At 70.2% G+C, this 20,317-nt stretch carries 18 protein-coding genes; 12 read left to right on the forward strand and 6 right to left on the reverse strand.

The features are described from left to right. The first annotated feature begins 9 nt into the window (after positions 1–9). From KDM41_04105 to KDM41_04140, 8 genes are all read left to right on the forward strand, one after another. Positions 10–1,551 (forward strand): hypothetical protein, encoded by a 1,542-nt coding sequence (locus KDM41_04105; protein MCB1182594.1) that lies wholly within the window; start codon positions 10–12, stop codon positions 1,549–1,551. Next, complete coding sequence (locus KDM41_04110) at positions 1,548–4,460, forward strand: TonB-dependent receptor (protein MCB1182595.1); 2,913 nt, start codon at positions 1,548–1,550, stop codon at positions 4,458–4,460. Before KDM41_04105 ends, KDM41_04110 begins: the two co-directional genes overlap by 4 nt. Further along, positions 4,457–5,515: a PorV/PorQ family protein gene (locus KDM41_04115; GenBank protein MCB1182596.1), complete on the forward strand. Its 1,059-nt coding sequence runs from the start codon at positions 4,457–4,459 to the stop codon at positions 5,513–5,515. Before KDM41_04110 ends, KDM41_04115 begins: the two co-directional genes overlap by 4 nt. Then, on the forward strand, positions 5,512–6,687 hold the full coding sequence (locus tag KDM41_04120; GenBank protein MCB1182597.1) for a hypothetical protein: 1,176 nt from the start codon (positions 5,512–5,514) through the stop codon (positions 6,685–6,687). The genes KDM41_04115 and KDM41_04120 overlap by 4 nt, the downstream gene beginning before the upstream one ends. A gap of 92 nt (positions 6,688–6,779) precedes the next feature. Continuing rightward, positions 6,780–7,574, forward strand: a complete 795-nt coding sequence (locus KDM41_04125) for an ADP-ribosylglycohydrolase family protein (protein ID MCB1182598.1) — start codon at positions 6,780–6,782, stop codon at positions 7,572–7,574. After that, the gene (locus KDM41_04130; GenBank protein ID MCB1182599.1) at positions 7,571–8,269 is read left to right on the forward strand and encodes a deoxynucleoside kinase; all 699 of its coding nucleotides are present in this window, start codon (positions 7,571–7,573) and stop codon (positions 8,267–8,269) included. Before KDM41_04125 ends, KDM41_04130 begins: the two co-directional genes overlap by 4 nt. A 1-nt stretch (position 8,270) precedes the next feature. Next, positions 8,271–9,389, forward strand: a complete 1,119-nt coding sequence (add, locus tag KDM41_04135) for an adenosine deaminase (protein MCB1182600.1) — start codon at positions 8,271–8,273, stop codon at positions 9,387–9,389. Then, positions 9,386–10,282 (forward strand): purine-nucleoside phosphorylase, encoded by an 897-nt coding sequence (locus tag KDM41_04140; GenBank protein ID MCB1182601.1) that lies wholly within the window; start codon positions 9,386–9,388, stop codon positions 10,280–10,282. Before add ends, KDM41_04140 begins: the two co-directional genes overlap by 4 nt. Positions 10,283–10,308: 26 nt before the next feature. Here the strand turns inward: KDM41_04140 and KDM41_04145 are convergent, their stop codons facing one another. Together KDM41_04145 and KDM41_04150 are read right to left on the reverse strand one after the other, a co-directional pair. Further along, a complete protein-coding gene (locus tag KDM41_04145; protein ID MCB1182602.1) occupies positions 10,309–11,451 on the reverse strand; it encodes a hypothetical protein in 1,143 nt (380 codons plus the stop codon). Between the two features lie 139 nt (positions 11,452–11,590). Further along, positions 11,591–14,188, reverse strand: a complete 2,598-nt coding sequence (locus KDM41_04150; protein ID MCB1182603.1) for a protein kinase — start codon at positions 14,186–14,188, stop codon at positions 11,591–11,593. Between the two features lie 560 nt (positions 14,189–14,748). Here KDM41_04150 and KDM41_04155 point away from each other — a divergent pair. Then, positions 14,749–15,336: a Crp/Fnr family transcriptional regulator gene (locus tag KDM41_04155; protein MCB1182604.1), complete on the forward strand. Its 588-nt coding sequence runs from the start codon at positions 14,749–14,751 to the stop codon at positions 15,334–15,336. A 154-nt stretch (positions 15,337–15,490) separates the two neighbouring features. Further along, positions 15,491–16,117 (forward strand): hypothetical protein, encoded by a 627-nt coding sequence (locus KDM41_04160; GenBank protein ID MCB1182605.1) that lies wholly within the window; start codon positions 15,491–15,493, stop codon positions 16,115–16,117. A 94-nt stretch (positions 16,118–16,211) separates the two neighbouring features. On the opposite strand, the gene KDM41_04165 is transcribed toward KDM41_04160, so the two are convergent. Beyond that, complete coding sequence (locus KDM41_04165) at positions 16,212–16,721, reverse strand: hypothetical protein (GenBank protein MCB1182606.1); 510 nt, start codon at positions 16,719–16,721, stop codon at positions 16,212–16,214. 115 nt (positions 16,722–16,836) lie between these two features. Beyond that, positions 16,837–17,262, reverse strand: a complete 426-nt coding sequence (dksA, locus tag KDM41_04170) for an RNA polymerase-binding protein DksA (GenBank protein MCB1182607.1) — start codon at positions 17,260–17,262, stop codon at positions 16,837–16,839. Between the two features lie 230 nt (positions 17,263–17,492). On the opposite strand from dksA, the gene KDM41_04175 reads away from it, so the two are divergent. After that, positions 17,493–18,242 carry a protein kinase gene (locus tag KDM41_04175; protein ID MCB1182608.1) on the forward strand — a complete coding sequence of 250 codons (750 nt, stop codon included), beginning with the start codon at positions 17,493–17,495 and terminating at the stop codon, positions 18,240–18,242. Between the two features lie 16 nt (positions 18,243–18,258). Here KDM41_04175 and KDM41_04180 read toward each other — a convergent pair whose 3' ends face one another. Together KDM41_04180 and KDM41_04185 are read right to left on the reverse strand one after the other, a co-directional pair. Beyond that, positions 18,259–19,137 (reverse strand): nuclear transport factor 2 family protein, encoded by an 879-nt coding sequence (locus tag KDM41_04180; protein MCB1182609.1) that lies wholly within the window; start codon positions 19,135–19,137, stop codon positions 18,259–18,261. A gap of 95 nt (positions 19,138–19,232) precedes the next feature. Continuing rightward, positions 19,233–19,454, reverse strand: coding sequence for a zinc ribbon domain-containing protein (locus tag KDM41_04185; protein ID MCB1182610.1), 222 nt, complete (start codon positions 19,452–19,454; stop codon positions 19,233–19,235). A gap of 91 nt (positions 19,455–19,545) precedes the next feature. Here KDM41_04185 and KDM41_04190 point away from each other — a divergent pair, with 91 nt between their 5' ends. Next, positions 19,546–20,316 (forward strand): triose-phosphate isomerase, encoded by a 771-nt coding sequence (locus tag KDM41_04190; protein ID MCB1182611.1) that lies wholly within the window; start codon positions 19,546–19,548, stop codon positions 20,314–20,316. Position 20,317: the final 1 nt, after the last annotated feature.

Genomic DNA, 20,317 nt, shown 5'->3' on the forward strand with positions numbered 1-20,317 from the left:
AGCGGCAGCATGACGGACGGAACGCGACGGCACCCGGAGGCCATGGTCCGCGCGGCGGCGGCGTGCGCGCTGCTGGTCGCGCTGGCGGCGCTGGCCGGGGGCTGCGCGCCGAACGACCCGTTCGACCCGGCCACGGTCGAGAACATCCGGCCCATCGCCGGCATGTCGGTGGCGCCGCCCGACAGCGGCACCTTCCCGGTCACGAGCTACTACCAGCGCACCTTCCACTGGCACGGCACCGATCCCGACGGCTGGGTCGTGAACTTCGACATGTCGATGCAGGTCGATCCCGTCGTGCCGGCGCCCTGGATCACCACCACGCGCACCGACACCACCGTCACCTTCGCGACCGACGACCAGGGGCGCGCCGAAGCCACCTTCTTCGTCGTCGCCCGCGACAACCGCGGCGCCCTGAGCGACACGGTCCAGGTGTACTTCCCGCTGCAGAACTCGCCGCCGGAGATCTACTTCGATCCCGACTTCGAGCCCAACTCCAACCTGCAGCGCGAGTTCACGGCCGGTGGGGACACCCTGTACTGGAACTGGGGCCACGGGAACTTCAAGTTCACCGCGTCCGACGGCGACGGCCAGGACACGATGGACGACTTCTTCCGCTACACCTTCGCCGACACCGAGCCCGACTCGACCTACGACCGCAACGATCCGCGGGCCGATCCCCTGACCAGCTGGGTCCGCGTGCGCTTCGCCGAGGCGGGCGACGACCCCACCAGCTACGGCCGCGAGTTCGAGATCACGGTTTTCGACCTGCCCGCGGGCGACCGCACGCTCACGGTGTCGGTCCGCGACGAGGGCGACTCCGACGCGCGCTTCACCTACACCTGGGAAGTGCGCGACCCGCGCAGCAACATCCTCTACATCGGCACCTCGTCGAGCATCGCCGATGCCTGCTACGGCGAATTCCTCGACGACCGCTTCGGCGCCGGCAACTGGGACTCCTACGACTTCTGGATGGGCTACCCCGACCGCCACCGGATCCTGACCGCCGTGATGAACGAGTACGACGCGGTGCTGTGGGCCGACGCCCCCACGACCACCGACCTGGTGACGGCGGCCACCTCGGTGGGCGGCGCCCTCGAGGCCTACCTCGGCGACGGCGGCAAGCTCTTCTTCGTGTCGGCGGGCGTCGTCGGCAACACGAGCCGCGTCGGCGCCGGTTTCCGGTCGACCTTCCTGGGCGTCACCTCGGCGGCCGCGCCGGTGTCGGCCCTGACCCTGCCGTCGGGCCGCTCGGCGCTGGGCCAGTGGGCCGGAGTACCCGACATGACCTCCGCGGCCTCGGTCGCGCGCGGCATCGGGATCCAGCCCATGCAGGGCACCGAGATCCTGTACCGCATGGAGGAATGCCTGCGCTGCTACAACAGCCGGCCGCCCTTCGACCCGGTCGTGGGCGTGCGGTCGCCGGCGCGGGACATCGCCGCGACGGCCCGGACCGTCACCGTCAGCGCCCAGCTCGAGTACTTCGACCGGGCCCAGGTCGTGGCCGCCCTCGGCGCCCTCTTCGACCAGGAACTGGGGGTGCCCGCGCCATGATGCGCCGCGCCCTCCTGGTCGTCGCCTGCGCGGTGTCCCTGGCCCTGGCCGGGACGCCCGCCTCCGCCCAGACGCGGCGGGCCGAGGCCCACGCGTCCCAGAACCAGGCGCCCCAGGCCCCGGTGACCATCAAGGGCCGGATCTTCGACAAGGAGTCCGGGGAGACCATGCCGTACACGAACGTGTACATCAGCGGGTCGAACATCGGCACCATGGCCTTCACCGACGGCTTCTACATCATGCGGGGCCTGCCGCCCGGCACCTACACCGTGCGGGCCTCGTACATCTCGTACGACGTGGGCGAGGAGACGGTCACCCTCGGTCCGGGCGAGGTCGTGAACCTCGACTTCCACCTGGTGGTCCACGCCATCATGGCCCAGCCCTTCTCGGTCGAGGCCGAGCGCGCCCTGGTCGAGGTCGACCGCACGGGCAGCGCCCACTTCCTGAGCAGCGAGGCCATGGAGGCCATGCCCCTGGACCAGGTCGTCGACATGATCGCCCTGCAGCCCGGCGTGACCCTGCAGGACAACGAGATCCACATCCGCGGCGGCCGCGCCGACGACACCATGTTCATCGTCGACGGCCTGAGCGTGAACGATCCCCTGGCGGGCGGCGGCTACGGCTACAACATCGATCCAGCCCTGATCAACGAGGTCGAGGTGCTCACCGGCGGCTTCAACGCGGAGTACGGCCAGGCCGTCAGCGGCGTCGTGAACGTGTCGACCAAGGAGGGCTCTGACCGCCTCGAGGGCAACTTCTCGGTCAAGCGCGACTACCTGCTGCACACCATCCCGAAGAACGACTACCGCGGCTGGGACACCCTGACCGACTTCACCGAGGCCCACAACGTCGACGTCCTGAAGGGGCTGCTCTCGGGGCCCGATCCCATCAGCGCCGGGCTGCGCAAGCTGGGGATCAACCTGCCCGGCAAGCAGTACCTGCTGGCCAGCGCCTCGGTCGACATGCGCGACGGCTACCTGCCCATCTACAGCCGGCAGAACCGCCTCGAGTCGCCCATCTACACCGACCGCTTCTGGGCGCCGCGGCAGAGCAACAACTGGAACGGCATGCTCAAGTGGACCTGGAACATGTCCACGCGCCGCAAGTTCAGCGTCACCGCCTCGCGCAACGTCATCGTCAGCCAGGGCTTCTCCCTGCCCGGCGAGGGCTACCCCATGGACTTCATCGACGGCCTCGACCGCTACCTCGTCTTCACCAACGAGAACATCCTGACCCAGGCCTACTACCGCGAGGTGATCAGCGAGAACTCGTGGTTCGAGCTCACCCTCGGGCGCAACTTCAGCCGCATGCACAACAACGTCAACGGCAACGACGACTTCACGACCTACGAGCCCTACAACGGCTGGGACGACAACGTCGGCCAGAACGACATCCTCGGGCAGGCGGAGGGCTCGGCCGACCGCTGGCACGACCACTACGTGGAGTCCTACACGGCGAAGGGGACCTACTCCTTCATGGGCTCGACGACCAACAAGTTCAAGACCGGCTTCGAGCTCTCGTTCACCGAGATGCAGTTGGTCGACCTGCAGGGCAAGACCGGCCTGCCGCCCGCCGGCCGCCTGGCGACCTACGAGGACATGTTCCGGGCCAGTCCGGTCACGGCCGCGGCGTTCTTCCAGGACACGATCGAGTACCGCGGGCTGGTCGTGAACGCCGGCATCCGCGCCGACGTGTGGGCGCCCGGCCCCGAGGTCGACTACGCCATGGCCCACGACGACGAGTTCCTCTGGATCGATCCGGACATGGCGGCGTCCTACGACGACAAGACCTTCAGCATGTTCGGCCGGCGCTGGAAGGGGCGGATCTCGCCGCGTCTGGGCCTGAGCTTCCCGGTGACGCCGAAGGACAAGTTCTTCTTCAACTACGGCCACTTCAACCAGTGGCCCCGCTTCGCCTACGTGTACCCGCAGCTGCAGGCCACGACGGTGACGGCGATCCAGCTGCTCGGCAACCCGAACCTCGACCCCAAGGTGACGGTCGAGTACGAGACGGGCATGCAGCACGAGTTCGACGGCCTGTGGAGCCTGGGCCTGACCATGTTCAACCGCGACATCTACGGCTACGCCAAGTCGACGCGGCTGAACCAGGTCTACATCGCGGCCGAGGACACGCCCGATCCCAACGACTCGAGCACGCTGCCGGTCAATCCGGTGCGCTACTTCAACGGCGACTCGGCGCGCAGCATCGGCATGGAGCTGTCGATCGTGAAGCGGACGACGCGCTGGCTCTCGGGCTCGGCGAGTCTCGAGCTGCAGCGCACCACCGGCACCAACAGCAGCGCCGACGAGGCCTACCTGCAGGCGCGCTACTCGGAATACGAGGAAGGCGACACCATCGAGAGCAGCGCCGCCCTGACGCGCGGGCCGCTGATCTGGGACAAGCCGTGGGCCATGAGCCTGAACGTCGATTTCTCGGTCTTCGACAAGGAGCGCCCGGAGATCTTCGGCTGGCGGACCCCCGCCAACTGGAGCGCCAACCTGCTCGTCACGGCCGAGTCGGGGCAGCGCTACACGCCGTACCTGGGCTTCACCAACGACGACCCTATCAACGGCAAGGCCATCGACGGCGAGCTGAACAGCGCCATCGGGCCCTACCGCAGCTCGGTGAACCTGCGGCTCAACAAGTTCTGGCGCTACGCCGGCGGCGGCAAGGTCACGGTCTACCTCGAGGCCCGCAACATCTTCAACCACAAGAACTACCGCCGGGTGAACCCCTGGACGGGCAAGGGCTACGAGCTGGGCGACTACAACCCGACCTGGAGCAAGAACAACGAGATCGGCGGCGTCTGGGCCGACACCAACAGCGAGGCCTACGCCAAGACGGTGGTCAACCCGAGCTACATCGAGAATCCCCGCCTGCTGCTGTGGGGGGTGAGCTACTCGTGGTGAGCGCGGTGCGGCATTACCGGATCGTCCTGGCGGGTCTCCTGCTCGCCGCGGGGCTGGCGTGCGCGACGGTCGCGCGGGCGGGCGACCTGCTGCGCCTGTACGGCGAGGAGAACGTGGGGGCGGCCGGCGGCCAGTTCCTGCGCGTGCCGGTGGGTGCCCGGGCCGTGGCCCTCGGCAAGGCCTACTCGGCCCTGGCCAACGACGGCTCGGCGCCGTTCTGGAATCCGGCGGGCATCAACCACACGCCGGGACGCCACAACTTCTTCTTCAGCCACAGCGAGTACGCGGCGGGCATCGACCTGGAGCACCTGGCCTGGCACACCCGGCGCCAGAACTTCGCCTTCGCCCTGTCCATGGGCGTGCTGCGGTCGGGCGACATCGAGCGCACCGACGAGTTCCACCAGGAAGGCACCGGCCAGTACTTCAACGCCAACCAGTTCTTCGCCGGCCTGACCGTCTCGCGCGCCATGACGGACCGCTTCTCGGTCGGCGTCACGGGCAAGTACTACCAGGAGAATCTCGACGAGTACCAGCTCAAGTCGGTGCTCTTCGACGTGGGCATCATGTACTTCCTGGGCCTCGGCGACACGCGTGTCGGGTTCTCGGCGCGGAACTTCGGCGGCGACCTGCGCCCCGGCGGCACGCCTCCGACCCTGTCGGACGGCTACGTGCCCGGCACCGAGTTCCAGAGCTTCGCCGCTCCCACCGAGGGCATCTTCGGCGCCGCCCGCACCTGGGAGCTCGGCCGCGAGATCGGCTTCCTGACGACGGCCGACTTCAGCCATCCCTCCGACGCCAAGGAAAGCTTCCGCATGGGCGGCGAGCTGGGCCTGCGCCGGATGCTCTTCCTGCGCGCCGGCTACGAGACGAGCCGGGTCGAGGGCGGCTTCTCGGCGGGATTCGGGCTGCAGCTCGTGCGCAAGCAGATGAACCTGCGCATCGACTACGCCTACAGCGACATGGGCGCCTTCGGCACCATCCACTACTTCTCGATCGACCTGTCGCCGCTGCACAAGCGCCGCGACCCGGATGCGTGGCGGAGGCGGGACCGATGACACGTCTGCTGCGGACCAGCCTCGCCACCGCCGCCCTGCTGGGCGCCTGGATCGTCTGCCTCGGCGGCTGCGGCGAGAAGATCGCCCTGCCCGTGCCCGAGGGGCAGTTCGGCATCTACGACTACCTGTACAAGGACGAGTTCGCCCCCGCCGGCGAGATCCGCCAGCTCAAGTACGGCATCGGCGGCCTCTACATCCTCGAGCCCGGACGGCTCGTGCGGTACAACAACGACTTCGAGGAGCTCCAGACGTACGAGGGGCTCGGCGACGCCACGGCGATCTGCTTCTACGACCAGAAGTTCCTCGTCTTCGTCTGGGACGGCGCGAGCAGCACCCTGAGCTGGCACAACGCCGCGTCGCTCGAACTCGAGGGCTCGGTGAACCTGGCCGAGGTGACCGCCGTCGCCGACATGGCGACCAACGCCGCCGGCCTCGAGCAGGCGCCCTGGGCCGAGACCTTCCTCTATCTCTCCGATCCGGCGGCCGAGGTGGTGCACCGCTACACCTTCGACGAGTTGAACGGCCTGCTCACCTTCGGCTACCTGACGACGAACAGCGGCGACGGCGCCCGCTTCGCCCACGCCCCGGCGGGGCTGCTCTCCGACGCCGAGGGCCGCATGCTGGTCTGCGACCAGGACTCCCTGCGCAACTGGGTGATCCGCTTCGACGCCACGCCCGACGAGACCGACGTCACGCCCGATCCCAACGACCAGGATCCGCTGCGCGGACTCACCTATCCCTTCCGCGACTCGGGCTGCATCAACCCGCCGGCCGGCGACTTCGTGCTGGGCTCGGCGCCGACCGCCTGCACGGGCGACGGCGGCTGGGTCGGCGGTCCGAGCAGCCTGGCCGGGGAGTTCGACCGGCCCTCGGCCCTGACCCGCGACGGCCAGGGCCGCCTGTTCGCGGTCGACCGCGGCAACGACCGCTTCCAGGTCTTCGGCTACTCCGGCGACGACGGCGACTGGCTGTACGAGTTCCAGTTCGGCTCGGACGAGACGCTGCCGGACCCCGTCTCGATCGGGCTCTTCGACGTGACCTCCGAATCGCCGCCCTTCTACGCGGCGTACGTCTTCGTGCACCTCGGCGAGAGCAACCGGGTCATCAAGCTGATCTCGACCGAGTACCAGGCCAAGCTCGACGAGGACGTGCCGCCGGAAGACCTGCCCTGATCCCGGCGCCCGTTTCCCCGGGTTCCCGGGCGCGGATTCTGTGGTAGTCTGGAACACCCGATCATCCGTTTCCCGAACCGGCTGGAGAGCCCATGCTCGGCCCCATCACCGGCGACATCATCGGCTCGACCTTCGAGTTCAACCGCACCAAGTCGCCCGATTTTCCGCTCTTCCCCGAGGGCAGCCGCTTCACCGACGACACGGTGCTGACGGTGGCGACGGCGTTCAGCCTGCTCACCGACGGCGACTGGGCCGCCAACTACCGGCTCTTCGGCCGGCTCTATCCGCTCGCGGGCTACGGCGCGAGCTTCCGCAAGTGGCTCGCCGAAGGGGGCAGCGGGCCCTACAACAGCTGGGGCAACGGCTCGGCCATGCGCGTCGCGCCGGTGGCATGGGCCTTCGACACCGAGCAGGCGGTGCTCGCGACGGCGCGCGACTCGGCCGCCGTGACCCACGACCACCCCGAGGGCATCAAGGGCGCCCAGGCCACCGCCCTGGCCGTCTTCCTGGCCCGCCAGGGCGCCGACAAGGAGACCATCCGGGCCGAGATCAGCGGCCGCTTCGGCTACGACCTCGATCGCGCCACCGACGAGATCCGGCCCTGCTACGCCTTCGACGTGTCGTGCCAGGGCTCGGTGCCCGAGGCGCTGATCTGCTTCCTCGAGGCCGACGACTGGCTCGACGCCGTGCGGCGGGCCGTTTCCCTCGGCGGCGATGCCGACACCATGGCCTGCATCGCCGGCGCCGTGGGCGAGGCCTTCTGGGGCGGCGTGCCCGCGCCGCTGGCCGACCGCGCCCGCTCCATGCTGCCCATCCACCTGGCCGAGATCGTGGCCGATTTCGAGGAGGCCCACATGGCGCCGCCCGCCGGGAAGGACGACGCGTGAGCAACCGCGAACTGAAGCAGCGCTTCCCCCGCCGCGAGGAGCCGGCGACGCCGTTCTTCGTCTCGGTCGCCGGGAACATCGGCGTGGGCAAGAGCATGATCACGACCATGATCGGCGAGGTCTTCGGCTGGAAGATGTTCTTCGAGCCGGTGATCACGAACCCCTACCTCGACGACTACTACCGGGACATGAAGCGCTGGAGCTTCCACCTGCAGGTGTACTTCCTCAGCCAGCGCTTCGAGGTGCAGAAGCAGATCCTGGAGAAACCCACCAGCGCCGTGCAGGACCGCACCATCTACGAGGACGTCGAGATCTTCGCCCCGGTGCTGCACCGCCGGGGCTGCATGGACGACCGCGACTACGAGAACTACCGCGAGGTCTTCCGCAACATGGTCGGCTTCCTCAGTCCGCCCGACCTGATCATCTACCTGCAGGCGCGGCCGGAGACGGTGCTCGAGCGCATCCGCTCGCGCGGGCGCAGCTGCGAGTCCGACATTCCCCTCGACTTCCTGCAGGACCTGCACGCGGCCTACGGCGACTGGATCGAGCGCGCACCGGCGCTCTGCCCGGTGCGCTCCATCGACACCGAGGTCGTGAACCTGCGCGACGATCGCGCCGCCCAGATCGAGCTGCTCGAACTGATCCGCGAGCTCCACCAGGAGAAGCACGACCGCCAGAACGGCAACGGGAGCTGACGTGAGAACCGGCGACTACCGACCCAGCGACCTGCTGCGGGGCCCGGCCATCGGCGACGACCTGCTGCGGGCCCTGCCCAAGACCGACCTGCACGTCCATCTCGACGGTTCCCTGCGCCTGGAGACCTTCATGGAGCTCGGCCGGGCCGAAGGCATGGACATGCCCGATGACCCGGCCGCGGTGCGGGCCCGCTACTTCCCGGCCGAGCGCGCCTGCGTCGTCGACGACTTCCTGGCCCACTTCGACCACACGGTCGCCGTGCTCCAGACCGAGGCGAACCTCGTCCGCGTGGCCCGGGAACTGGCCGAGGACTTCGCGGCCGACGGCGTGCGCTGGGTCGAGGTGCGTTTCTGCCCGCTGAAGCACACCACGCGGGGCCTGACGGCCGACGGCGCCGTGGCCGCCGTGCGCGAGGGCCTGCGGCAGGCCGAGGCGAGCACCGGCATCCGGGGCGGCATCATCATCACGGGGATCCGCACCATCGATCCGGCCGATTCGCTCGACCTCGCCCGCCTGGCCACCGCCTGGCGCCGGCGCGGCGTCGTGGCCTTCGATCTGGCGGGCGCCGAGGAGGACCATCCGGCCAAGCGCCACCTGGCCGCGTTCTACCACGTGATGAACAACAACCAGAACGTGACCATCCATGCGGGGGAGGGCTTCGGCCCGGCCTCGATCCACCAGGCCCTGCACCGCTGCGGGGCCAACCGCATCGGGCACGGCGTGCGGCTCGAGGAGGATCCCGACCTGATGGCCTACGTGGCCGACAATCGCGTGCCGCTCGAGGTTTGCCTGAGCAGCAACCTGCAGAGCTGCATCGTGTCGGACCTGGCCGAGCACCCGTTCCGCTACTACCTGTCCGAGGGGCTGCGCGTGTGCCTGAACACGGACAACACCCTCTTCGCGCGCACCTCGCCCGCGCGCGAGCTGCGGCTGGCCGTCGACACCTTCGACCTGACCCTGCTCGAGACCGAGAACCTGCTGCTCAACGGCTTCAAGAGCGCCTTCCTGCCCAACCAGGAGCGGGCGAAGCTGATCGTGGCGGCGCTGGAGGAGTTCGCGGCGCTGCGGATCCGCCACGGCCTCGACGCCGCCGCCGATCCGCGAAAGGACTTCTCATGAACGATCGCCTGCAGCGCCTGTCCGGCGCGTGGCGCGACCGCGTCGGCGCCGCCGTCACCTTCCTGGCCGACCGGGGCTACACCGGACGCGTGGGGCTGGTCCTGGGCAGCGGCCTGGGCAATTTCGTCGATGCCGTGGACGACGCCGAGGCCATCGCCTACGGCGACATCCCGGGCTACGCGACGACCTCGGTGGCCGAGCACAAGGGGCGGCTGGTGAAGGGCACCGCCGGCGGCGTGCCGGTGGTGGTGATGCAGGGGCGGCTGCACCCCTACGAGGGCCTGCCGGCCGCCGAGCTGCTGCTGCCCACCGCCGTGCTGGCCTGCCTGGGCATCGACGTGGCCGTGGTGACCAACGCGGCCGGCGGACTGAACCGCTACTACCGGCCGGGCGACCTGATGGTCATCCGCGACCAGATCGACCTGCACCTGGCCGACCCGCTGCGCGGTCTGCTCGCGCAGCCCTTCGCCCCGGCGGCGGGCACCGACGAGGCGACCCACACCCGGCTGGCGGCGATCGGCCGCGCCGGCGGCGTACCCGACCTCTTCGACCCGGTCCTCGCCGACCACCTCGTGGCCGCGGCCGCCGCCTGCGGCGTGCCCATGCACGCGGGCACCTACGCGTCCATGCCCGGCCCCGCCTACGAGGCCAAGGCCGAGATCGGCCTGCTGCGCCGCATCGGCTGCGATGCCGTCGGCATGTCGACGGCACCGGAGACGGTGCTGCTGAAAAGGCTGGGGGTGGCGCCGGTGGGCCTGAGCTGCATCACGAACCCGGCCCGCGAGACCGGCCAGCCCGAACTCTCGCACCAGGACGTGGTCGAGGTCGGCGCCATGGTGCGCGACCGCATGGCCAAGCTGCTGCTCGACTTCCTGCCGCGGGTGGCGGGCTGACGGCGCCGGACCGGCATGGCCGGTCCTCAGCGGCTCAGCACGCCCACCACGAACTCGATCAACACGCCCATGACGATCGGCGCCAGGTAGGAGCCGACGAACTTGCGGATGTTCGCCTGGTCGAAGGGCCAGACGGGAAACGCGCGGGTCGCGTCGTGCAGCTCCCGGATCGCCTTGAGGCGTTCGATGGCGGGGGCCGGGTCGTCGGGTGACTCCAACAGGTGCACGCTGTCGGGGTACTCCGCGTCCCAGCGGGCGGCGATGCGCGCCAACCAGTCCGTCTTCGCGGCGTTCATGGCCTTGGACGCCGTGGCGAGCACCTGGAAGAAGACGAGCGGGGAGGCGATGGCGTAGAGGATCGCCGCCACGACGATGTCCACCGAGACGGTGTACGACAGGACCGACCCGGCGGCGAGGCTGCGCGTGTAGGGCGTCACCGCGCACAGCATGACGCCCACGACGCTGATCAGGTAGACGAGTCCGAGGGCGAACTCGGCCAGGGGCGCCAGCCCGCCGACCCCGTCCGGGTGCAGCGGCCGCACGTTGGCGCCGCCCCGGAAGACGTCCCGCAGGCAGACGATCATCATCCAGCAGGCGAGCAGCACCGAGACGATGCAGAACATGAGCAGCGCCGCCCAGACCTGGGCCGCGACGATCGCCGCCGGTCCGGCGGTGTACCAGATGCCGGCCGGCATGGCCCGGTACTTCAGGCCCATGGCGACGAGCACGATCACGAAGGCGGCCAGGGCGCCGAGGAAGACGCGACGGCGGTCGAAGCGCGCGATGATCGCGGCGACCCAGTCGCACGCGCCGGCCTCCCCGTCAGCCGCCGCGTCGTCGGCATCGCCCGCGCCGTCCGCGCCGGCGGCGCCGCAACGGCCCAGCGGGTCGGTCAGCACCTCGTTGTCGCGCAGACCGCGGAACACGGCCGCGATGCCGTGGGGCAGCCAGAGGTAGAAGGTGAAGATCAGCCAGCCGAAGATGAAATTGGTGTAGACGGAGGGGTCGGCGACGAAGCCGATGACCTTCTCCGTCGAGAAGAGGTGGCCGTCGGCGAAGGCCGCGCCCGCCCGCAGCGCCTGCAGCACGGTGGTGGCGAGGAGCGCCCAACCGACGCAGGCCCATGCCCGCTGCAGGCGGGCGCCCGACAACGGGAAGGCATGCGGCATGATCCTGGCTGGCGTCGGATGCGACATGCGAACCGGTTCCGTTGGGGTGGGGGCGCCTGCTCCCTCCGCGGCAGGCCGCGTGCGACGCCGGACTTCAGCATAGGCGATGCGGGGTGGATCCGTCCACCGTCCCGCCGGACTAGCGCGGCAACGGGTCCATGATCTGCAGCCGGCCCTGGGCCCGCCGCACGGAGTAGATGTAGCCCTCGCCGTCGGGCGTGATGAAGACCCGGTCGATGGTGAAGACGCCCGACGGATCCAGCGGCATGATCTCCAGGTGCAGCCGACGCGCCCCGGTCTCCGGGTCGACCACGTGGACCCGAGCCGGCAGCGATGCGGCGGCGAGCACGTAGAGCTCGCGGTCGTCCGCCGTGAAGCCCAGCACCTCCTCGTCGGGAGCGATCCCGTTGACCGGGTGGGGGCCCGAGCCGTCCAGCCCGAACCAGGCCACGCCGCCGTCCGCATCGCTGACCACGAGACGCGACCCGTCCGCGGCCACGGCGAAGCGGCGGGTCGAGAGGGCGAAGTCCGGGCCGATCAGGGGCACCGGGTCGGCGTTCGCGTCGAGGTCGAACAGCGCGATCGTGCGCCTGCCGTCGGCCTCCGTGACGGGGGTGACGATGCGGCCCCAGGGGCCGGAACCGCCGATCCAGGTCCCGGTGGCGGCGGTGAACTGCGTCGCGCCCGACTTGACGGCGCGGACCTCGCCCGCCCCGACCGGCATGATCTCGACGGTCCGCCGGCCCTCGCCCGCGAACCGCCCGACGCACAGATGCCTGCCGTCCGGGGAAAGGGCGATCACGCTTCCGTTGCCGAGCATCACCGCGGGCGCGCCGTCCAGGGGCCGGGCGAAGATGGCGTACCCGCCCTGGTCGAAGAAGTTGCCCTCCTCGAAGACCGCGAGGCGCCCGTCCCGGGTGATCCCGCGCGGCGTGGACCAGTCGAGCCAGCTGATGTTCGTCTCGGCGGCGGCCCCCGGCGCCCGCCCGATCAGTTCCCGGCGGTTCAGGCCGGTGAGCACCAGCATGCGGCCCTGGTCGTCCATGTCCACCGGACTGAGCCCGATCGGGGCCTCGTAGACCCGCCGCGCCTCGCGGCCGGGCTCGTGGATCCGCAGCGTGTTGCCGCTCGAACTCCACAGCCTGCGGCCGTCCGGATCCCACAGCACGCCCCAGACGCCGCCGAAACCGAGGTCCTCGACCTCGCCGTCGCGGCCCACGACGCGGATGAAGGAGATGTTGTCGCCCCGGGTCGGGCACTCGGCGATGGCCACGCGGTCGCCGTCAGGATGCACCCGCACGCAGCTGATCCAGCCCGAGGTGGTGAAGATCACCTTGCCGATGGGGTACTCGAGCTGCACGCGCCCGTCGACCTCGCGGGCGACGGCCAGGTTCACGTCGTCGGGGGCCCAGTCGGCCCGCATGACGTTCTCGAGGATCGGGCGCGGCGCGGCGCCGCCCGGGGGCATGATCGCCAGGGTGCCGCTGGCCTCCCAGCCCACGCCCTGCCGCCGGTCGAGCATCACCGCGACCTTGCCCGACGGCGACACGGCCAGGAGGTCGGCGCCCGGCATGTCGAGCGACTGGGCCACGGGGAAGCCCGGCGTGGCGGCGTAGAGATCGATCCGCTCCTTCTCCCAGGCCGCCGCGTAGATGGCGGCCCCGTCCGAGCTCGTGAAGCGGGCGTTGGTGATCACGCCGCGCCGCGAGCTGAGGCCGGTGAAGTCCGGGACCACGGCGGGCGCGTCCGGCCCGCGGCCGAACCAGCCGGCGGCCGCGCCGATGACGACGCCGGCCAACACGAGGCCCGCGATCAGCGCCGGACCCGCCCGGCGCCGCGGCGCCACGTCGCGCAGGGCGGCGGCGCTGCCGGTCGAGACGACCGAGCCGGACAGGGCTTCCAGGGCGAAGGCGAGGTCGTGGGCCGAGTGGAAGCGCTCGCCGGGCTCCTTCTCCAGGCAGCGCCGGATGATCGTGGCCAGGGCCGGCGGCACGTCGGGCACGAGCCCGGACAGCTCCGGCGGCTCCTCCTTCAGCACCGCGGTCATGGTCTCGACCGGCGTCTCGCGGTGGAAGGGGCGCTGACCGCCGACCATCTCGTACAGCAGCGAGCCGAAGGAGAAGATGTCCGAGCGGTTGTCCGTCGGCCGCCCGCGCACCTGCTCGGGGGCCATGTAGTCGGCGGTGCCCATGACCGTGCCCGGGGCGGTGATGTTGGTCATGGTGGCCAGCTCGGCCGCCGAGCCCTCCTCGGGGTCGGCGCCCACCGAGGCCAGGCCGAAGTCGAGGATCTTGGCCCGGCCCGTCTCGTCGAGGAAGACGTTCTCGGGTTTGAGGTCGCGGTGCACGATGCCCTTGTCGTGGGCGGCGGCCAGGCCGCGGGCGATCTGGCGGCCGAACTCGGTGGCCTTGCGCGGGGGCAGGGCCCCGTCGGCCAGCCGCGCGCGCAGCGATCCGCCCCGCAGCAGCTCGGTCACGATGAACGCGTGCCCGTCGGCCGAGCCGAAATCGTACACGGCCATGATGTTGGGGTGGGAGAGGGCGGCCACGGCCTTGGCCTCGCGCTCGAGGCGTGCCAGGTGGGCCGGATTGTCCGCGAGGCTCGCCGGCAGCACCTTCACCGCCACGTCGCGCTCGAGATTCGTGTCGCGGGCCTGGTAGACCTCTCCCATGCCCCCGGCCCCGATGGCCTTCTCGATGCGGTACTGGTTGAGCCGACTGCCGGACTCGAGCTTCATGGCGCCCCGTTCCCTGCGATCTCCGCGGTGGCGCACCCGGTGCGGGTGCGCCGCGTGACGTCACCGAAGCTACCATCGAATGGGGAGGGGGACCAACCGGATTCGGGGGGCGCCGGGCGTCCGGGGGACGGGAAGGCGCAGCGGCGGCCCATTGGTCGCCGCTGCCGGGCGAGATTCCCTTTGTCGATCGCTCCCTGATCGCCGCCGGGTTCGCGGGGCCCGGCGATGCCGGCGCCGGACCCAATCCCCCGCGCGAGGTTCCGTGATCCGCGCCCGGTCTTCTGTGACTTTCGTCACAGTTGCCGCCGAAAAGCGACGCCATGTCACGCTTTGGAGCCGCCTGGTCCGGGAATCCCGCGTCTGGACGATGGAATCCCGGATCGATTGTGGTATGATGCCCGGGACGACGCGGCGCCCGCGGGGGCTCGGCGCCGCCTGCGCCCTTCCATCCATCAGGACGCGATCGGGACATCACGACCAAGACCGAGATCCTCGAGAAATTCGACTTCTACCGCGACGCGACCCCGGAGCTGCGCAACCTGCTCTTCAACGGCGGCAACGTGGTGAATCTCGATGCCGGCTCGTACTTCGTCCACGAGGGCTGCCCCCTCGACGGCATCGCCATCGTGGGCAAGGGGCGCCTGCGCGTCTACAAGTCGAGCAGCTCGGGCCGCGAGATCACGCTCTACGAGGTGCGGGCGGGGCAGCTCTGCCTGCTCAACGTGCTGGCCATGCTCACCGGGGCCCCGGCGCCCGCCTCGGCCCGCGTCGAAGAGCAGGTGACGGCGTTGCTCGTGCCCAACGACCGGTTCCGCGGCTGGATCGGCACCGAGGCCGCCCTGCGCAACTACGTGCTCGGCGTGGTGGCCGGCGGTGTCGTCGACGTCATGAGCCTGGTCGAGGAGATCGCCTTCAAGAAGCTCGATGTGCGCCTGGCGGAATACCTGTGCCAGAACCTCATCGTCGGACCGGGACAGGCCCGCGAACTGAAGGTCACCCACGAGGCCATCGCCGCCGAACTGGGCAGCGCCCGCGAGGTCATCAGCCGCCTGCTCAAGGAGTTCGAGCGCCAGGGAGCCGTGGTGCTGGGCCGGGGTCGGCTCGCCATGGCCGATCGGGCGACCCTCGAGGCGCTCGCCGCCCATTAGGGAATCCGCGGCCGGGACACCACGTCCCGGCCGCCCCGTTTTCCCGCCGCCGATTCTGGCCATTCGGTGACTATGTCACTGAAAACAATCTTCAAAATCAATACATTGCAGGGGTGGCCGCTTCACCGTGTTCCGAGCGGGAGGTTCGACCCCGATGTTCCGCGCGAGTCCCACCCCGACCCGCCGTCCCCAACCGCGGCCGTTCGACGTCCGCGGCGCCCTGCGCCGGATTCCCCTGGCGCCCGCCCTCGGCCTGCTGGCGTTCATCGCCGGCCTGGTCCTCATGGCCGGGCACGCCCTCGCGCTGCCCCGCTACACCGCGCGCTACGGCCAGGACTGCATCCTCTGCCACGTGAATCCGACGGGCGGCGGCATGCGGTCCCTCTACGCCAGCGCCTACCTGGTGCCCGAGGAGATCGCCGCCCGCAACGGCGCCGACGACGCCCTCGGCGCCTTCGATCCCGCCCTGAACGAGTACGTCACCGTGGGCGCCGACCTGCAGCCCGTCCTGACCGACCAGTGCGTGACCTGTCATGGCGATTTCGGCAACGGCGGGCTCGACATGCGGGTGGGGGTCAGCCGATCGAACCTCGTCGGCGTGACCTCGTCGAACTACGGGATCGTCCGGGTCGTGCCGGGCGATCCCGGGGCCTCGCTGCTGATGCGGAAGCTGAGCGGAGCGGCGGGCGTGGGGTCCGAGATGCCGCCCGGCCAGGCGCTCGCGGACTCCACCCTGGCCATGTTTCGCAGTTGGATCGAAGCGGGCGCGCCGGACAACTAGGTCCGGCCTCCCGTGCGGCCCCACCGGTGGGACGGGGGTGCACCCCTTCACCCGTCCGCCGGTGGGGCGGTTCCGCAGGGCCGGCTGCCCCGCCCTATTTCAACTCGATGAAGAGATCCTCGACCTTCAGCTGGTCGCGGTCGTCGAAGTCGATGAAGCCGACCACCCGGTAGGTGCCGCGTGCGACCGGCTGGCGGTTCGAGCGCGAGATCTGCTGCTCCCAGAGCAGGGTCGTGCGGATCGACTCGCCGGCGCCGAGGCTGGTCTTGTCCCGGGTGCCGTCGCCGTCGACGAAGTGGGAATAGTTGTCGTCGCTCCTGATGTTCACGGACAGGTTCGGGTAGCGGGCCGGGTCGCCGCGCTGGAAGTCGAGGGCGATGGGGGCGTTGCCCGTGTTGCGCAGCACCATGGTGACGACGACGTCCTCGCCGAAGGCGTAGCTGGCCTTGTCGGTGCCGACGGTCAGCTGCAGGCCGCCATCGGTGGTGCTGGCATTGTGGGCGCCGGCGGCCGGCGCGGCGGGGTTGTCGTCGCTCGAGCAGCCGGTCAGGGCCAGGCCGAGGAGCAGCAGGACGGTCAGGACGGGCAGGCGCGGGGTCTTCATGGTGGTCTCCTTCTTCCGGGGTCGCTCAGGGTCGACTTGGTCTTCGGAAGGACATGCGCCGCCCGGGGGGCGAGTGCGCAATCACCGGGAAAATCTGTTCCGCGATCCGGTCGGCTCAGCCGGTCATGCCCCGGATGTTCATCTGCTCGCGCCGCTCGTGGGCCTCCTGGGCCTCGATGGACAGGGACGCGGTGGGGCGGGCCTCGAGGCGGGCCAGGCCGATGGGCTTGCCCGTGTCGGCGCAGTAGCCGTAGGTGCCGTCCTTCAGGCGCTCGAGGGCCTCGTCGATCTTGGCGATGAGCTTGCGCTCGCGGTCGCGGGTGCGCAGCTCGAGGGTGCGGTCGATCTCGTCGTTGGCCTGGTCGACGAAGTCGGCGGCCTGGCGGTCGGCGCCGCTCAGGGTGGTGCGCGTCTCCTGGTAGTCCTCGAGCAGCTCGTCGCGCCAGGCGACCAGCTTGCGCCGGAAGTACTCGCGCTGCTTCTCGTTCATGAACGGCTCGTCGGCGGAGGGCTTGTAGCCCTGGGGCAGCTTGACACTCATGGTGCGACCTCGGGCGCGGGCGCCGGATGCGGGTTCTCGGTCAGCCCTGGGCGGGCCGAAAGTCGGCGGAATATACGCCAGATCGGCCGCCGGGGCAATCCCCCCCGGGCCGTTCGGGCGGCGGTGTTTTTTGGCGTGGCTTCCGGCGCGATCGATGGCATATTACGGCGGCGAGGAGCCCCGCGCCGGGGCCCCCCCGGAGGCCCGCACCCGTTCGAACCGGAGCCCGCATGAGCCCAGTCTACGACGCGTCCCGCCGCCCCCTGAACGCGTTCGACCTCGAGGCCGACGACCTCATTGCCGACAAGTACGTGGTGGTCGAGCGTCTGGGCCAGGGCTGGGAGGGCGAGGTCTACCTGGTGCGCGAGCGCAGCACGCGCATCGAACGTTCGCTGAAGCTCTTCTTCCCCCAGCGCAATCCGGGCAACCGCACCCTGCGCCGCTACGCCAAGAAGCTGCACAAGCTGCGCCACTGCCCGATCCTCATCCAGTACCACAACCAGGAGCGCATCGAGTTCGCCGGCCGCACGGTCGACCTGCTCGTGAGCGACTACGTGGAGGGCGAGCCCCTGAGCGCGTTCCTCAAGCGCCAGCCGGGCCGGCGCCTCGGGTTCTTCCAGGGGCTGCACCTGCTGCACGACCTGGCGGTGGGCCTGGCGCCGATCCACGCCAGCGGCGAGTACCACGGCGACATCCACGACGACAACATCATCATCCGGCGGCGGGGCCTCAGTTTCGAACTGCGCCTGCTCGATCTCTACGATCGCGGCGGGTCCAGCGCCAAGGGCATGCGCACCGACGTCCACGACATGATCCGCATCTTCTACGACGCCATGGGCGGCGCGCGGCTCTACGCGAGCCATCCCCCCGAGATCAAGGGCATCTGCTGCGGCCTGAAGAAGTCGCTCATCGACCGCAAGTACCGCACCGCCGGCCAGCTGCGCGAGTACCTCGAGCAGATGGAGTGGCACACGCGCTGAGCCGGCGCGGGCCGGATCAGGCCTTCTCTTGCCGCTCCTCGGGCAGGCCCTCGTACATGATGTTCACGATCCGCCATTCCCCGTTCACCCGCATCAGGTGCAGGTAGTCGAACCACACCGAGCCGGTGAGCTTGGCCGCGGCGATGCCGTCGGTCACCCGGTACACCTCGACCTCGCAGCGGGCCCGGGCCGGGTCGAAGCCCCAGTGGGCGTTGAAGCGCTCGCCCAGGATGGCGATCTCGTCCCAGGAGATGCTGCCCAGCCAGTTGAAGTCCACCGACTCGTGGCTCTCGACCGTCCGTTTGGAGAGCTGGGAGTGGCAGGTGCCCTGCACCTTGGCGCCGTCCTTCTCGTAGAAGCCGATCCCGTAGTCGCGCACCACGCGGGCCACCGCCTCGTCGTCGTCGTGGGTCGGGGCCGGGGGCGCCGCGCCGACCTCAGCCAGGGGCAGCAGCGCCGAGTCGGCCACCAGCCAGCGGCCGTCGAAGTGGATCACGTGGACGTAGTCGACGGCGTCCTCCATCACCATCACCGCCGAGGCCGTGCGGGCTTCCAGGTCGAAGACGGTGATCCCGGCCCGGCCCGCCGCAGGGTCGTCGAGCCGGGCCCGGTTGTGGGGGGTGGCGGTGAAGCGCAGCTGGTCCGGCGTGAACTCGCGCAGCCACTGCCGCGATTCCTGGCCCCAGTAGCGGTCCTGGAGCATGCGGCGGGCCAGGCGGGGGTGCACCCGGGCCCGCACGGCGGCCTCATCGCCGGCGTACCTGGCCAGGACGTACTCGTGCAGGGCGGCCTCCACGGCCTCGGCGGTCACGGGCTCGGGGGCGGGGGCGGGGGCGGCGCGCAGCGGCGCGGCGGCCGCGAGCAGCAGCAGGCTGGTCAGGACGAATCGGCGCATGGTCTTCCTTCCGCGGGTGGGGGTGGAAGAGCGCATACGGGAACGATCCGGTCCGGGTTGCAGGGCGCCGCCGGGCCGGCGCCCGGGGGCGGGCACTAGTCCGCCAGGAAGTCGAAGATGTTGCCCAGCGTGCTGCTGTCGGCCTGGTACAGCTCGGTGTAGCGGCAGCGGGTGCAGCTGACGGTGGTGAAGCGCTTGCTCTGCACGTTGAAGACCTTCGTGAAGAAGCCGCCCGTGGCGCGCATCTCGCTGGAGGTGAAGGCCGTGTTCTGGCATTTCGGGCAGGTGTAGCCCTGGGCGACGTGACTCCGGTTCATGGCAATCCTTTCTGTATTTCGAAAGCCGATTGTTTATAATACCCGCCGTACGCGACCGATATTCCCCGCTTTCCCGCGAAAGGACCGTCCCATGCGCCGTTATCTCGTGGCCGGCAACTGGAAGCTGAACCTCGGACCCGCCGCCGGCGTCGAGCTCGTGCGCGGCATCGCCGGCCTGCTGGAGGGCCGCACGCTGCGCGGCGACGTGCTGGTGTGCCCGCCCTACGTGACGATCCCCGCGGTGGCCGCCGTGGCCCAGGGCGATCCGGTGCTTTGCGGCGCCCAGGACTGCGCCGACCAGGACCAGGGCGCCTTCACGGGCGAAGTCTCGCCGAACCTGCTCAAGGAGGCCGGGGCGCGCTACGTGATCATCGGGCACAGCGAGCGCCGCCAGTACCAGGGCGAGGGCGACGACCTCTTCGTCCGCAAGATCAACCTGGTGCATGCGGCGGGGCTGAAGGCCATCTTCTGCTACGGCGAGAAGCTCGACGAGCGCAAGGCGGGCCGGGCCCGCGACGTGGTCAAGGCCCAGCTCGAGGGCGTGCTGCCGCGGCTCGAGTCGGCCGACGCCTACAACACGGTGCTGGCCTACGAGCCGGTCTGGGCCATCGGCACCGGCGAGACTGCGACGCCCGACCAGGCCCAGGAGATCCACGCGGTCAGCCGGGGCATCGTGGGCGACCTGCTCGGGGCGGGCACGGCCGACTACATGCGCATTCTCTACGGGGGCAGCTGCAAGCCGGACAACGCCCGGGAACTTTTCGCCCTGCCGGATGTCGACGGCGGACTGATCGGGGGCGCCTCGCTCAAGGCCGCCGACTTCGTGGGGATCATCGACGGGGCCGAGGCCAACGCGGGCTGAG

This window comes from bacterium (assembly GCA_020440705.1).
Taxonomy (GTDB): Bacteria; Krumholzibacteriota; Krumholzibacteriia; order LZORAL124-64-63; family LZORAL124-64-63; genus JAGRNP01.

Coding starts and splice junctions, on each gene's coding strand:
- KDM41_04105 (MCB1182594.1), top strand. CDS start 10: ATGACGGACGGAACGCGACGGCACCCGGAGGCCATGGTCCGCGCGGCG.
- KDM41_04110 (MCB1182595.1), top strand. CDS start 1,548: ATGATGCGCCGCGCCCTCCTGGTCGTCGCCTGCGCGGTGTCCCTGGCC.
- KDM41_04120 (MCB1182597.1), top strand. CDS start 5,512: ATGACACGTCTGCTGCGGACCAGCCTCGCCACCGCCGCCCTGCTGGGC.
- KDM41_04125 (MCB1182598.1), top strand. CDS start 6,780: ATGCTCGGCCCCATCACCGGCGACATCATCGGCTCGACCTTCGAGTTC.
- KDM41_04140 (MCB1182601.1), top strand. CDS start 9,386: ATGAACGATCGCCTGCAGCGCCTGTCCGGCGCGTGGCGCGACCGCGTC.
- KDM41_04145 (MCB1182602.1), bottom strand. CDS start 11,451: ATGCCGCATGCCTTCCCGTTGTCGGGCGCCCGCCTGCAGCGGGCATGG.
- KDM41_04150 (MCB1182603.1), bottom strand. CDS start 14,188: ATGAAGCTCGAGTCCGGCAGTCGGCTCAACCAGTACCGCATCGAGAAG.
- KDM41_04160 (MCB1182605.1), top strand. CDS start 15,491: ATGTTCCGCGCGAGTCCCACCCCGACCCGCCGTCCCCAACCGCGGCCG.
- KDM41_04165 (MCB1182606.1), bottom strand. CDS start 16,721: ATGAAGACCCCGCGCCTGCCCGTCCTGACCGTCCTGCTGCTCCTCGGC.
- dksA (MCB1182607.1), bottom strand. CDS start 17,262: ATGAGTGTCAAGCTGCCCCAGGGCTACAAGCCCTCCGCCGACGAGCCG.
- KDM41_04175 (MCB1182608.1), top strand. CDS start 17,493: ATGAGCCCAGTCTACGACGCGTCCCGCCGCCCCCTGAACGCGTTCGAC.
- KDM41_04180 (MCB1182609.1), bottom strand. CDS start 19,137: ATGCGCCGATTCGTCCTGACCAGCCTGCTGCTGCTCGCGGCCGCCGCG.
- KDM41_04185 (MCB1182610.1), bottom strand. CDS start 19,454: ATGAACCGGAGTCACGTCGCCCAGGGCTACACCTGCCCGAAATGCCAG.
- KDM41_04190 (MCB1182611.1), top strand. CDS start 19,546: ATGCGCCGTTATCTCGTGGCCGGCAACTGGAAGCTGAACCTCGGACCC.